Here is a 13,792-nt window from a genome sequence, read left to right on the forward strand (position 1 = left end):
TCTACCTCAGCTTCAGGGTGGCAAGGCCGACCAGTACCAGAATCACGGTGATGATCCAGAAACGGACGATCACACGCGGCTCGGGCCAGCCCTTGAGTTCAAAGTGGTGGTGTATCGGTGCCATGCGGAACACACGGCGACCGGTCAGCTTAAAGGAGGCAACCTGAATGACGACTGACAGGGTCTCCATCACGAACACGCCGCCCATGATGAACAGGACGATTTCCTGCCGGACGATCACCGCGATGGTGCCCAGGGCCGCGCCCAGCGCCAGTGCGCCGACGTCACCCATGAACACTTGGGCCGGATAGGTGTTGAACCAGAGGAAACCCAGGCCCGCGCCGATCAACGCGCCACAGAACACGATCAATTCACCCGCGCCCGGTACATACGGAATCAGCAGGTATTCAGCGAATTTCACGTTACCCGACAGGTAGCAGAAGATCCCCAAACCGCCGCCGACCATCACGGTAGGCATGATCGCCAGACCGTCGAGGCCGTCGGTCAGGTTGACCGCGTTGCTCGAGCCGACAATCACGAAATAGGTCAGGACGATGAAACCCGCGCCCAGCGGAATGCTGTAGTCCTTGAGCATCGGCAGGATCAGGGTGGTTTCTACCGGCGTTGCCGCGGTCATATAAAGGAAGATCGCCGCGCCCAGGCCGAACACCGACTGCCAGAAATACTTCCAGCGGCTCGGAAGGCCTTTAGAGTTTTTCTCGATCACTTTGCGGTAGTCATCGACCCAGCCGATGGCGCCGAACAGCAACGTCACCAGCAACACGGTCCAGACATAACGGTTGCTCAGGTCAGCCCAAAGCAACGTACTGACGCCGATGGACGACAGAATCAGCGCTCCACCCATGGTCGGGGTGCCGGATTTGGACAGGTGCGATTGCGGACCGTCGTTACGAACGGATTGACCGATCTGACGGTTCTGCAAAGTGCGGATCATCCACGGGCCATAGCACAGCGACAAGACCAGCGCGGTCAGCACACCGAGGATCCCGCGCAGGGTCAGGTACTGAAAGACCGCGAAGCCTTTGTAGAACTGTTGCAGATACTCCGCTAGCAGCAGCAGCATTAATGTTTCTCCAGGCTGGTCCCGCACAAAGCGGCGACGATGTTTTCCATCGCGGCGCTGCGCGAGCCCTTGATCAAAATGGTGGTGTTTGTGTCCTGCTCGGCGTCCAGGGCCTTGATCAGCTCAGCCTGTGTGCTGAAGTGAAAAGCCTGCTCGCCGAAAGCGTTCACTGCGTGGGTCATCATTGGCCCGACCGCGTAAAGCGCGGAAACCTTGCCGCGGGCGTACTCGCCCACATCGCGGTGCCCCTGCTCCGCCCAATCGCCCAACTCGCCGATATCTCCGAGCACCAAAACGGTGCGACCGGAAAAGCCGGCGAGTATATCAACGGCGGCGCACATGGAGGTGGGGTTTGCGTTGTACGTGTCATCGATCACGCGCATACCGTTAGTTGCCAGTTGCGCGACGGTGCGGCCCTTGACCGGTTGTACGGCGCCGAGACCGGTGGCGATGCCGAACAGCGACACGCCCAAGGCATGGGCTGCGGCGGCGGCGGCCATGGCATTGGCGACGTTATGGGTGCCGAGCAGGTTCAGTTGAACCCGTTCCACACCTTCAGGGCTGTGCAGGTTGAACGCCGGGCAACCGCGAGCATCGCGGTCCAGATCGCTGGCGTAGAAGTCGGCGCTGATATTGCTCAGGGCAAACGTCAGCACTTTGCGACCGGCGGCTCGGGTTTTCCAGATTTCAAAAGCCTTGTCGTCAAGATTCAACACGGCGACGCCATCGGCATCCAGCCCTTCGAGAATCTCGCCCTTGGCTTCAACGATTTTTTCCGGCCCGCCGAACTCGCCGACGTGGGCGGTCCCGGCGTTGTTGATAACAGCCACGTGGGGCTTGGTCATGCCGACGGTGTAGGCAATCTCGCCGAGCCGCGAAGCGCCGAGTTCGATCACGGCAGCGGTGTGTTCCGGTGCCAATTCGAGCAGGGTCAGCGGAGCGCCCAGGTCATTGTTCAGGTTGCCACGGGTCGCCAGCACCGGACCGCGCGTGCGCAGGATGCTCGCGAGCATTTCCTTGACCGTGGTCTTGCCGCTGGAACCGGTAATGGCCGCGACCGGATGAGTGAACGCAGCGCGGTTCATCGCACCCAGTTGACCGAGAGCCCGGCGGGTGTCCTTGACCAGCAGCTGCGGCAGCGCGCTGTCGGCGACTTCGCGCTCGACCAGGGCACCTACGGCGCCTTTGGCGGCGACGTCATTGAGGTAGTCATGGCCATCGAAACGCGGGCCGGCCAGAGCAATAAACAACTGGCCGGGCTTGATTGCGCGGCTGTCGATGCTGACGCCGTCGAAGCTGGCGTCGCTGGCAACCAGACGGCCATTCAATGCGCTGGTCAGTTCGCTCAGTTTCAAGGCTTTAAGCATGGGCCACCTCCCACGCGGTCAGGGCGTGATCAGCCTCGACCAGATCGGAGAAAGCGTGGCGCTCGCCGTTGATTTCCTGATAGTCCTCGTGACCTTTACCGGCCAGGACAATCACGTCATCGGCCGATGCGCTGGCGATCAATTGGGCAATCGCCTGGCCACGGCCGGCGACGAAGGTGACTTTATCCACAGCGGTGAAACCGGCGCGGATGTCATCGAAAATCACGGTCGGATCTTCGGTGCGCGGATTGTCATCGGTGACCAGTACGCCATCAGCCAGACGCTCGACCACTTCCGCCATCAGCGGACGCTTGCCGCGATCGCGATCACCACCGCAACCGAACAGGCAGAGCAACCGGCCTTTGGCGTGAGGACGCAGGGCCATCAAGACTTTTTCCAGCGCATCCGGTGTGTGGGCGTAATCGACCACCACCAACGGCTGGGTACCGCCGCCCAGGCGCTGCATGCGACCGACCGGACCTTCGAGTTTCGGCAGTACTTTGAGGATTTCGTCCAGTGCGTAATCCAGCCCGAGCAAGGCGCCGATCGCGGCCAAGACGTTGCTCAGGTTGAAACGGCCGAGCAAGGTGCTGCGCAAATGGTGCTCGCCTTGCGGCGTGACCAGCGTGGCGCGCACGCCTTCGTCGTCGAACTGCGCCTGGCGGCAATACAGGTAGGCGCTGGAATCTTCCAGGCTGTAAGTGATCAGGCGCGACTCACCTTCATCGGCAGCCAGTTGCCGGCCGAAATCGTCGTCCAGGTTGACCACCCGGCACTTCAGATCATTCCAGGCAAACAACTTGGCCTTGGTTTCGCCATAGGCCTGCATGGTGCCGTGGTAATCCAGATGATCGCGCGACAGGTTGGTCATCACCGCCACATCGAATGCCAACGCAGTCACGCGGCCCTGATCCAGGCCGTGGGAAGAGACTTCCATGGCCACGGCCTTGGCGCCGGCCTTTTTCAGGTCGGCGAGGGTCGCTTGCACCGCAATCGGGTTCGGTGTGGTGTGCAGACCGCTTTCCAGTGCGCCGTAGAAACCGGAGCCCAGGGTGCCGACGATGCCGCAGTGCTGACCAAGCAGGTCGAGCGCCTGGGCGACCAATTGGGTCACACTGGTTTTACCGTTGGTGCCGGTCACGCCGATCAGGTTCAAATGACGGCTCGGGTCACCATAAAAGCGCCCGGCGATGTCCGACAGCTGCGCCGCCAGGCCTTTGACCGGAATCAACGGCACATCGGTAATCGGCAGCACTGTCGCGCCTTCGACTTCATAAGCCACGGCAGCAGCGCCGCGTTGCAAGGCGTCGGCGATGTGCGCACGCCCGTCGAACTTGCCACCAGGAACCGCGAGAAACAGATCGCCTGCTCGTACGTTGCGGCTGTCCAGCGCCAATTCGCGGATCAACAGATCGCGGCCGGCGTGGGCGAAAATCTTGTTCAGGCTCAGCGACATCAGCCGCGCCCTCCATTAGCTTTCAGCGGAACGACCGGTGCGGCGTTCGCTTGTTGAGTGGCAGGCAGGTTGTCCGGGGTGATGTTCATCAGGCGCAGGGTCCCGGACATCACTTTGCTGAACACCGGTGCCGATACCAGACCACCGAAGTAGCCGGCCTTGGTCGGTTCATCGATCACCACCACGATTGCGTAGCGCGGATCGCTCATCGGGCCGAAACCGGCGAACAGCGAACGGTAGGAGTTCTCGGCGTAGCCCTTGGTGCCGACCGATGTTTTACGCGCGGTACCCGACTTGCCGCCCACGTGATACGCCGGCACCTGCGCACGGAATACACCGCGCGGGGCTTCGATCACTTGTTGCAGCATGGTTTGCATGGTTTTCGCGACGGCTTCCGGCAACACCTGTGTGGTTTGCGGCGCCTTGTCGGTTTTGATCAGGGTCAGCGGCGCGAGGCGACCATTGTTGGCCAGGGCCGAGAAGGCGTGGACCAACTGGATCGCGGTCACGGAAATACCGTAGCCGTAGGACAGCGTGGCGGTTTCAGCCTTGCGCCATTCGCGGTAGTTCGGCAGGTTGCCAACGCGCTCACCCGGGAACCCGAGGCCGGTGTCCTGGCCGAGGCCGACTTTCTGCGCCAGGCGGAAAATCGTTTCGCCGCCGATATCGAACGCGACCTTACTCATGCCGACGTTACTGGAATTGATCAGGATACCGGTCAGGTCGAGTACCGGGCCTTCGGTCTTCGATACGTCCTTGATGGTGTACTTACCAATCTGCAAGGAGCCTGGATACACCTCGACGGTATCGCTCGGCTTCCAGCGCCCGGTTTCAATCGCGGCGCTCATGGAAATCGCCTTCATGGTCGAACCCGGCTCGAACACGTCGATCATCGCGCGGTTACGCATCATCGCCGGCTGCAGGTTGCGACGGTTGTTCGGGTTGTAGGTCGGCTGGTTGACCATGGCCAGGATCTCGCCGGTCTTCACGTCCATGATCACCAGGCTGCCAGCCTTGGCGCCGTTCTCGATGATCGCGTTGCGCAGTTCACGGTTGGCCAGGTATTGCAGACGCAGGTCAATGGACAACGCCAAGGGCTTGCCGGCCTTGGCGTTTTTGGTGACTTGGACATCTTTGATCAGCCGGCCGCGCCGGTCCTTGATCACCTGTCGCTTGCCGGGCACGCCGGCCAGCCATTCGTCGTAGGCAAGCTCGACGCCTTCGCGTCCGTGGTCATCGATGTCGGTAAAGCCGACCATGTGAGCGGTGACTTCGCCGGCCGGGTAGAAACGCCGAAACTCTTCAATGCCATAAACGCCCGGCACTTTCAGATCGAGCACAGCCTGGCCTTGCTCGGGGGTCAGCCCGCGCACCAGATAAATGAATTCTTTATTGGCCTGGGCTTCGAGACGCTCGGCCAGGGCTTTCGGGTCCTGCCCCAGGGCAGCCGCCAGTGCCGGCCACTTCTCTTTGGCCGTTTGCATTTCCTTGGCGTTGGCCCACAGGGTGGTGACCGGGGTACTCACGGCCAACGGCTCGCCGTTACGGTCGGTAATCAGACCACGGTGAGCCGGAATTGGAATATGACGAACGCTGCGTGCATCGCCCTGACCTTTAAGGAAAGCACGGTCGACCACTTGCAAATCAATGATGCGCCAGGAAATCGCCGCCACCATGATGCCGAGCAAACCCACCACCAGACGGAACCGCCACGGAAAGAGCGCGCCTTCGAGTTTCATCATGGCGCCACCATCTGCACTTCAGCGGCGCCGGGAATGCGCATCTTCAGTTGCTCGGTGGCCAGGACTTCGATACGGCTATGGGCGGTCCAGGTGCTCTGCTCCAGAATCAACCGGCCCCACTCCGCCTGCGCCTTGTCGCGCACGCTCAATTCGCCGTACAGAGCATTCAGCAACTGACGATTCCAGTGTGCGCTATAGGACACGCCGATGGCCGACACAAGCACGCTGACAAACAACAGCAGCATGAAAAAGCTTCCGCCGGGAAGTGGCTTGGCGAAAAGCTTGCTCACCGCAACTTCTCCGCGACACGCATGACGGCGCTACGGGAACGTGGGTTGGCTTTGAGTTCGGCCTCGGAGGCGGACTGCGCTTTGCCATGGATTTTGATGATCGGCTCGAAAGCGACGTGACGGACCGGCAGGTTGCGCGGCAAGTTGTCGGCTTCGCCTTTCACCAGTTTGCGCATGAACAGTTTGACGATGCGATCTTCCAGCGAGTGGAAGCTGATGACGACCAGACGGCCGCCCACTTCCAGGCATTCCAGCGCGGCTTCGAGGCCGGCTTCCAGATCGCCCAGTTCGTTGTTGACGTGAATACGCAGCCCCTGGAATGCGCGGGTGGCCGGGTTCTTGCCCTTTTCCCACGCCGGGTTGGCGACTTTCAGCACTTCAGCCAGATCGCCAGTGCGCTCGAACGGCTTGATGTCGCGACGCTCGGCCACGGCGCGCGCCATGCGACCGGAGAAACGCTCTTCGCCGTATTGCTTGAACACCCGGGCAATTTCTTCCACCGGCGCGGTGTTGACGAACTCGGCAGCGCTGATCCCGCGGGACGGATCCATGCGCATGTCCAACGGACCGTCGTTGAGGAAACTGAAACCGCGTTCAGGGTCGTCGAGCTGCGGCGAAGACACGCCGAGGTCGAGTAGAACGCCGCTGACCTTGCCGGCCAGGCCACGTTCGGCGACTTCGGAACCGAGCTCGGCAAAGCTGCGCTGCACAACGACAAAGCGGCCGTCTTCGGCCGCTAGCGTTTGCCCGGTGGCAATCGCTTGAGGATCTTTGTCGAATCCGAGCAACCGGCCATCAGGCCCGAGCTGGCTGAGGATCAACCGACTGTGTCCGCCACGTCCGAACGTACCGTCCAGATAGCAGCCATCAGGACGTACGGCGAGAGCCTCGACGGCTTCGTCAAGCAGTACGGTGATGTGGTTAAAGCCGCTATCAATAGTCACAGGATCAAATCACGCAGTTCATCAGGCATGGCGCCCGGTTGTTGAATAGCAGCCAGGTCAGCGGCAGAAACCGCATCCCAGGCATCCTCGTCCCACAATTGGAACTTGTTCAGTTGGCCTACCAACATTGCGCGCTTATCCAACTTGGCATATTCGCGAAGACGCGGCGGAACCAGAAAACGACCACTGCCATCGAGCTCGAGGTCGACGGCATTACCAATCAGTAAACGTTGCAGGCGGCGGTTCTCTTCGCGAAGCGAAGGCAGTGCGCGCAGTTTGGTTTCGATAATTTCCCACTCATCGAGGGGATAAACACACAAACACGGATCAACGGCATCGATGGTGACGATTAATTGACCGGAACTACGCGAAACCAGCTCGTCACGGTACCGGCTCGGCATAGCGAGACGGCCCTTTGCATCGAGACTGATAGCGTTAGCTCCGCGAAACACGTCAGCGTTTCTCCAAATATTAGCGTTTTACGCTCAAAAAACCCACTTCATGCCACTTTCCGCCACTTGCGCACACTATAGGAATGCGCCCACCACACCGTCAAGGCGCGGATTAAAGGAAAACCCTTACAGAACGGAGATTTAGGAGCGTAAAAGGAGGGTTAACGAGAATCTGACGGATGAATTCGCTCAATAACTTGAATCAGCACAGAAGGCTGCGTTCAGAAGTTAAAGTAGTTTGTTAAGAGTAAGATTTTTTCGGTATTACAAAAGCGCTTCTGCTATTGATTCAGCAGGGAGGGAAATTGCCATTACACACATCGCTGCCAATGACTCGGCAGAGAGGAAAAAAGGTGGAGAGTCGATCTGTAAGCCGGGTTCTGTCTTGAACAGTCATTCGTCTACGATGGCCATCACTGGACATCTTTAGCAACCTACCCGGTCCCAGCGCGGGCCACGCCTTGGGACCCTATTTGGTCTTGCTCCAAGTGGGGTTTACCTAGCCACGAACTGTTGCCAGACGTGCGGTGCGCTCTTACCGCACCTTTTCACCCTTACCGTCGCCGAAGCGCTTAGGCGGTTATTTTCTGTGGCACTTTCCGTAGGCTCACGCCTCCCAGGCATTACCTGGCACTTCGCCCTATGGAGCCCGGACTTTCCTCCCCCCCCTAATTTTCATAGAGGGCAGCGACTGTCCGATCGACTCTCCGCCGCGAAGATTAACGGCAGAGCGACCGAAGAACAAGCGCTAAAAGCCTCTGGCCGGCGCTGCACGTCGGTTTACTCGCCCTTCTGTTTATCCAGCGCGACCTGATAGAGCACATTCTTGCGTTCGCCGGTAATTTGCGCCGCCAATGCCGCCGCACGCTTGAGCGGCATCTCTTCGAGCAGCAGGTTGAGAATACGCATGGCTTCACTGCTGACAGCGTCTTCGGTCTCGGGGGCAGTCCAGCCCGCCACTAGCACGACACACTCACCACGCTGCTGATTGCTATCCGATTCGACGAACTCACGCAACTCGGCCAACGGCAGGCCTTTAAGGGTTTCGAAGGTCTTGGTCAGTTCTCGCGCCAGCAACGCCGGACGCTCGGCACCGAATACCAGCTCCATGTCTTGCAGGCATTCGAGGATGCGGTGCGGTGCTTCATAGAAAATCAGCGTGCGCGGCTCTTCTTTTACCAGTTCCAGACGAGCACGTCGGCCGACAGCCTTGGCCGGCAAAAAACCTTCGAAGATAAAACGGTCGGACGGCAGCCCCGCCGCCGACAACGCCGCAATCAAGGCACATGCCCCCGGAACCGGCACCACATTGATTCCCGCGGCACGGGCCTGACGCACCAGGTGATAACCCGGATCGGAAATCAGCGGCGTCCCGGCATCGGAAATCAACGCCACATCGTCGCCCGCCAGCAGGCGCGAGATAAAGCGGTTACCCTCCTCCCGCTCGTTGTGTTCATGGCAGGCCGCCAGCGGCGTGGGGATGCCGAAATGCTGCATCAATCGCTGGGAATGGCGAGTATCTTCGGCCGCGATCAAGGCGACCTCGCGCAGGATCTTCAGCGCACGCGCACTGATGTCGTCCAGGTTGCCGATGGGCGTCGCCACCACATAAAGCGAGCCAGCAGCGGAATTCAAAGCACCTGGAGCAGTCAAAGCGCACACCTCATGATCGGTAAAAGGCGACATTGTAGCGCGTAGCGGCGCTTGCGATACGCCTCACCCTCCCCGGGTTTTCCAGCCTTTTGTGCAGTGCTGCAACATTTGCACGAGCTAAATTGATCGATTCACGCCAGTAACATCGCGCCCCGGCCAGTGCTTGGGTACAATTCCACGCTAATTTGATCGAGTATCAGGAACACTTACATGATCGCTTGCCTGCGGCTGTTCACTGCCCTCTGCCTCGCTGCCTTGCTGGCGGCTTGCGCCAGCTCGCCCTCCTCCAGCCTTGGCGAACTTCCACGGACCCCGGATGCCAGTATCGAGCAACTGCTCGAACAGGCCACTCGAAGCAAAGATCCGGAAAAAGCCGCCCTACTGCGCTTGAGTGCGGCAGACCTGGCTTATCGTCAGGGCAATGCCGGCCAGTCCGCGCAAATCCTGCAACAGGTGCCGGTGGAACAACTCAAGCCTGGCCAACAAGTCTTCGCCAACACCCTGGCGGCCGAACTGGCCATGACCCGCAATCAGCCCAAAGCGGCGCTGGCTGCCCTGAGCCATCCGAGCCTGCAACGCCTGAGCGAACTGCCCGTCGAACAACAGGTTCGCACCGGCACCGTTCATGCCCGCGCCCTTGAGGCCGACGGCCAGACCCTGCCCGCCGCACGGGAGCGCATCTTTATTGCGCCGATGCTTGAAGGTGAAGCCGCCAGCAAAAACCACGAAGCGATCTGGACCCTGATCGCTTCTCTGCCTACTGATCAATTGCAGCCGACCACCGACGATGACCTCGGCGGCTGGATACGTCTGGCACTGGCGGTGAAAACGGCCGGCACCCTGGAACAGCAGCAAGCCGCGATCGACAACTGGCGCGAACAGAATCCAAAGCACCCGGCCGCCATCCAGCTGCCGTTGCCACTGACCAAACTCAAGGAACTGGCCAGCCAGCCTCTGAGCAAAATCGCCCTGCTGCTGCCGCAAGACGGCCCGCTGGCTTCGGTTGGCAAAGCACTGCGCGAAGGCTTCATGGCCGCGCACTACCAGGCGCAACAAGCCGGGCAGAAGCCACCTACCATCGAGTTCTATGACAGCTCGCGCCTGACGTCCCTCGACGAGTTCTATCGCAAGGCCCAGGCCGATGGCGTGCAACTGGTGGTCGGCCCGCTGGAGAAACCGCTGGTCAAACAGCTCAGCGCCCGCCCGCAATTGCCGATCACTACCCTGGCCCTGAACTACAGCGAAGGCGCACAAGGTCCGGCCCAACTGTTCCAGTTTGGTCTTGCCGCCGAAGACGAAGCCCGCGAAGTATCTCGCCGGGCGCGCGCCGACGGCCTGCACCGCGCCGCCATCATGGTGCCGAAAGGCGAATGGGGCGACCGCGTCTACAAGGCGTTCAGCCAGGATTGGCAAGCCAACGGTGGCAGCATTGTCGCGACCGAGCGCGTCGACCAGCCGGTACAACTGGCCCAGCAGATTGCCGACATGTTCCAGCTGCGCCAGAGCGAAGGCCGCGCCAAGAGCCTGCAAAGCACTGTTGGCTCGCAGGTTGCCGCACAACCTTCGCGCCGTCAGGACATCGAGTTCATCTTCCTGGCCGCGACGCCGCAACAGGCTCAACAGATCAAACCGACCCTGAACTTCCAATACGCGGGTGACGTGCCGGTTTACGCCACCTCCCACGTGTTCAGCGCCAGCGGCGACCAGAACCAGTACAACGACATGAACGGTATTCGCTTCTGCGAAACCCCATGGTTGCTGGATGCCAACGACCCGCTGCGCAAACAAGTCACTGCACAATGGCCACAAGCCGGCGGCAGCCTGGGCCGCCTGTACGCGATGGGCGTTGACGCCTATCGCCTGGCACCGCGCCTGGGGCAACTCAAGGCCTTGCCGGACAGCCGCATCCAAGGCCAATCGGGCAGCCTGGGCATGACTCAGAATCAACGGGTCGAGCGTCAGTTGCCATGGGCAGAGTTCGCCAACGGTCAGGTTCAACGCCTGCCGGACACCTCGCGCTGATGCCTGACAGGTCACGCCAGCAAAGTGGTAAAGATGCCGAGCGTCATGCGCTCGAGCATCTTCAGCAACAAGGTCTGCGCCTGCTGGCGCAGAACTGGTTGTGTAAACGCGGCGAGCTTGATCTGGTCATGCTTGATGGCGATACAGTAGTATTCGTCGAAGTCCGCTACAGAAAAAACACCCAATGGGGTGGCGCGCTCGATAGCATCGATGGGCGCAAACGGCAGAAACTGATTTTCGCCGCGCAGTATTTTCTTCAGCGCGAGTCGCGTTGGGCCAATTCCCCCTGCCGCTTCGACGTGGTTGCCATCGACAGCAACCTTGATCAGTTGAACTGGTTGCAGAATGCCTTCGACAGCTGATCGCTTGCGCCCCGAACCGGACACCTTCACCCAACACTTTTGCTCTTTGCTTTGCGGGCTGCACATTCATGTGCCGAGTAGCCGCGCTAATTAAGGTCACACAGATGGACATGCAATCGCGAATTCGCCAGCTTTTTCAGGCCAGTATCGACACCAAGCAACAGGCGATGGACGTACTTGCACCGCACATCGAGCAAGCCAGCCAGGTCATGGTCAACGCCCTGCTCAACGAGGGCAAAATGCTGTCCTGCGGCAACGGCGGTTCCGCCGGTGACGCACAGCACTTCTCGTCCGAGCTGCTCAACCGCTTCGAGCGCGAGCGCCCGAGCCTGCCCGCCATCGCGCTGACCACCGACAGTTCGACGATCACCTCGATCGCCAACGATTACAGCTACAACGAAATCTTCTCCAAACAGATCCGTGCCCTCGGTCAGCCGGGTGATGTTTTGCTGGCGATTTCCACCAGCGGCAACTCGGCAAACATAATTCAAGCGATCCAGGCCGCACATGATCGCGAAATGATTGTCGTAGCATTGACGGGTCGTGATGGCGGCGGCATGGCGTCACTGCTATTGCCTGAGGACGTCGAGATTCGCGTACCAGCCAACGTCACTGCACGTATTCAGGAAGTCCACCTGCTGGCGATCCATTGCCTTTGCGATTTGATCGACAGCCAACTGTTCGGGAGTGAAGAATGACCCCTAATCGCCTAGGCCTTCTGGCCTTGACCCTGTGCCTTGGCATCAGCGGCTGCACCTCGGTGGTTAACGCCAGCCGTGAAGCGCCGATCGACGATGACCGTGGCACCCGCACCTTCGGCAGCAAGATCGACGACTCCCTGATCGACACCAAGGTCGGCGTGAACATCGCCAAGGCTGATCCAGCCCTGGACAACGACTCGCACATCGTCGTCACCAGCTTCAACGGCGTCGTGCTCCTCGCCGGGCAAACCCCGCGCGCCGATCTCAAGGCCAAGGCCGAACAGGTTGCCGCCTCCGTTCAGCGCGTGAAGAAGGTGCACAACGAACTGCAAGTGCTGCAACCCTCCTCGCTGCTGGCGCGCCAGAACGACACCTGGCTGACCACCAAGATCAAGACCCAGATGCTCACCGACGCCTCCATTCCCGGATCGCGCATCAAGGTCGTGACCGAAAACGGCATCGTCTACTTGCTCGGCCTGCTGACCAAGCAGGAAGCAGCACAGGCGACCAATCTGGTACAAGGCGTTTCCGGCGTGCAGAAGATCGTGAAGTTGTTTGAGTACATCGACTGATCCCCTTGCGGGAAGCAATAAAAAAGGCGATCCATTCGGATCGCCTTTTTATTACTTCACCACCTTCAAACTCGGTCGACCGCTGGGACGCGGCGGCTCACTGTCGGGTGGCGGAACATCATCATCCGGCTCGATCTCTTCCTCGTCTTCCAGAGGCGATTCCATATCGAACACCATGCCCTGACCGTTCTCCCGGGCGTAAATGCCCAGGATCGATGCGATAGGCACGTACAGGGTGTGCGGCACGCCACCGAAGCGCCCCTCGAAACTGACTGCCTCGTTGTCCATGTGCAGATGACGCACGGCCGCCGGGGAAACGTTCAGGACAATCTGTCCGTCACTGGCAAAACCCTGAGGCACCTGCACCGATGGATACTCGGAATTAACCAGCATGTGCGGGGTGCAATCGTTGTCCACAATCCACTCGTAGAGCGCGCGGACCAGATAAGGTCGACTGGAGTTCATAGCGGCTCCTTAAGCCTTAGCGCATATCGCGTTCGACACCAGACAGACTCGCCTGGAAAGCCTCACGCGCAAACGAGCGCTCCATATAATCAAGCAGCGGCTTGGCAGGCCGCGGCAGTTCAATACCCAGAATCGGCAATCGCCAGAGTATTGGCAATAGGCAGCAATCCACCAGACTTTGTTCCTCACTGAGGAAAAACGGCTTGTCGGCGAACAACGGCGACACGCCTGTCAGGCTTTCGCGCAGCTCTTTACGAGCCACGACACGGGCTGCTTCCTTGGTCCGCGGATCCAGAATCAGATCCACCAGACCACACCAGTCACGCTGAATGCGATGAATCAGCAGACGACTGTTGGCACGCGCCACAGGATAAACCGGCAGTAGTGGCGGGTGCGGGTAACGCTCATCCAGATATTCCATCACCACGGTCGACTCCCACAACGCCAGGTCACGATCGACCAGGGTGGGCAGGCTTCCGTAAGGGTTCACCTCAATCAGTTTAGGCGGCTGGCGACCAGCCTCCACGTAAATGATCTCGGCGCTGACACCCTTCTCTGCAAGTACGATGCGCACTCGGTGGGAATAGTGGTCGGCGGGGTCGGAGTAACAGGCCAACCGATTGGTCACGCCCATGGCGGTCCTCCTCGCTTGTTGAAATTATCGGAAACGGAAAAACACGCG

Annotated in this window: 14 protein-coding genes and 1 other RNA gene; 4 read left to right on the forward strand and 11 right to left on the reverse strand. The window is 60.0% G+C overall.

All coding sequences use genetic code 11. From position 1 onward, the window contains the following. Window position 1: 1 nt before the first annotated feature. From mraY to rsmI, 9 genes are all read right to left on the reverse strand, one after another. Window positions 2–1,084, reverse strand: coding sequence for a phospho-N-acetylmuramoyl-pentapeptide-transferase (gene mraY / locus AB7M22_RS21695; RefSeq protein ID WP_008037292.1), 1,083 nt, complete (start codon window positions 1,082–1,084; stop codon window positions 2–4). Continuing rightward, window positions 1,084–2,451, reverse strand: coding sequence for a UDP-N-acetylmuramoyl-tripeptide--D-alanyl-D-alanine ligase (locus AB7M22_RS21700; protein ID WP_454187748.1), 1,368 nt, complete (start codon window positions 2,449–2,451; stop codon window positions 1,084–1,086). The genes mraY and AB7M22_RS21700 overlap by 1 nt, the downstream gene beginning before the upstream one ends. Beyond that, window positions 2,444–3,907: a UDP-N-acetylmuramoyl-L-alanyl-D-glutamate--2,6-diaminopimelate ligase gene (locus tag AB7M22_RS21705; RefSeq protein ID WP_454187749.1), complete on the reverse strand. Its 1,464-nt coding sequence runs from the start codon at window positions 3,905–3,907 to the stop codon at window positions 2,444–2,446. The genes AB7M22_RS21700 and AB7M22_RS21705 overlap by 8 nt, the downstream gene beginning before the upstream one ends. Next, window positions 3,907–5,646 (reverse strand): peptidoglycan D,D-transpeptidase FtsI family protein, encoded by a 1,740-nt coding sequence (locus AB7M22_RS21710; protein ID WP_454188843.1) that lies wholly within the window; start codon window positions 5,644–5,646, stop codon window positions 3,907–3,909. The genes AB7M22_RS21705 and AB7M22_RS21710 overlap by 1 nt, the downstream gene beginning before the upstream one ends. After that, a complete protein-coding gene (ftsL, locus tag AB7M22_RS21715) occupies window positions 5,646–5,939 on the reverse strand; it encodes a cell division protein FtsL (protein ID WP_454187750.1) in 294 nt (97 codons plus the stop codon). The genes AB7M22_RS21710 and ftsL overlap by 1 nt, the downstream gene beginning before the upstream one ends. Beyond that, window positions 5,936–6,883, reverse strand: coding sequence for a 16S rRNA (cytosine(1402)-N(4))-methyltransferase RsmH (rsmH, locus tag AB7M22_RS21720; RefSeq protein ID WP_454187751.1), 948 nt, complete (start codon window positions 6,881–6,883; stop codon window positions 5,936–5,938). The genes ftsL and rsmH overlap by 4 nt, the downstream gene beginning before the upstream one ends. Further along, entirely contained in the window at window positions 6,880–7,335 is a 456-nt protein-coding gene (gene mraZ / locus AB7M22_RS21725) for a division/cell wall cluster transcriptional repressor MraZ (protein WP_008147486.1), read from the reverse strand. Before mraZ ends, rsmH begins: the two co-directional genes overlap by 4 nt. A 353-nt stretch (window positions 7,336–7,688) precedes the next feature. Further along, window positions 7,689–8,042, reverse strand: an RNA gene (rnpB, locus tag AB7M22_RS21730) — RNase P RNA component class A. 73 nt (window positions 8,043–8,115) lie between these two features. After that, window positions 8,116–9,021 carry a 16S rRNA (cytidine(1402)-2'-O)-methyltransferase gene (gene rsmI / locus AB7M22_RS21735; protein ID WP_454187752.1) on the reverse strand — a complete coding sequence of 302 codons (906 nt, stop codon included), beginning with the start codon at window positions 9,019–9,021 and terminating at the stop codon, window positions 8,116–8,118. Between the two features lie 177 nt (window positions 9,022–9,198). Here rsmI and AB7M22_RS21740 point away from each other — a divergent pair, with 177 nt between their 5' ends. The 4 genes from AB7M22_RS21740 (at window position 9,199) to AB7M22_RS21755 (ending at window position 12,645) form a co-directional block, all read left to right on the forward strand. Continuing rightward, complete coding sequence (locus AB7M22_RS21740) at window positions 9,199–11,010, forward strand: penicillin-binding protein activator (protein WP_454187753.1); 1,812 nt, start codon at window positions 9,199–9,201, stop codon at window positions 11,008–11,010. Continuing rightward, window positions 11,010–11,372, forward strand: coding sequence for a YraN family protein (locus AB7M22_RS21745; protein ID WP_007904371.1), 363 nt, complete (start codon window positions 11,010–11,012; stop codon window positions 11,370–11,372). The genes AB7M22_RS21740 and AB7M22_RS21745 overlap by 1 nt, the downstream gene beginning before the upstream one ends. Before the next feature lie 104 nt (window positions 11,373–11,476). Then, window positions 11,477–12,070: a phosphoheptose isomerase gene (locus tag AB7M22_RS21750; protein WP_007904374.1), complete on the forward strand. Its 594-nt coding sequence runs from the start codon at window positions 11,477–11,479 to the stop codon at window positions 12,068–12,070. Continuing rightward, complete coding sequence (locus AB7M22_RS21755; protein WP_007904376.1) at window positions 12,067–12,645, forward strand: BON domain-containing protein; 579 nt, start codon at window positions 12,067–12,069, stop codon at window positions 12,643–12,645. Before AB7M22_RS21750 ends, AB7M22_RS21755 begins: the two co-directional genes overlap by 4 nt. Window positions 12,646–12,696: 51 nt before the next feature. On the opposite strand, the gene AB7M22_RS21760 is transcribed toward AB7M22_RS21755, so the two are convergent. Next, window positions 12,697–13,110, reverse strand: a complete 414-nt coding sequence (locus AB7M22_RS21760) for a ClpXP protease specificity-enhancing factor (RefSeq protein WP_008004998.1) — start codon at window positions 13,108–13,110, stop codon at window positions 12,697–12,699. Between the two features lie 16 nt (window positions 13,111–13,126). Beyond that, entirely contained in the window at window positions 13,127–13,744 is a 618-nt protein-coding gene (locus AB7M22_RS21765; protein ID WP_454187754.1) for a glutathione S-transferase N-terminal domain-containing protein, read from the reverse strand. Window positions 13,745–13,792: the final 48 nt, after the last annotated feature.

It is taken from the genome of Pseudomonas sp. ADAK2 TE3594 (assembly GCF_053628675.1).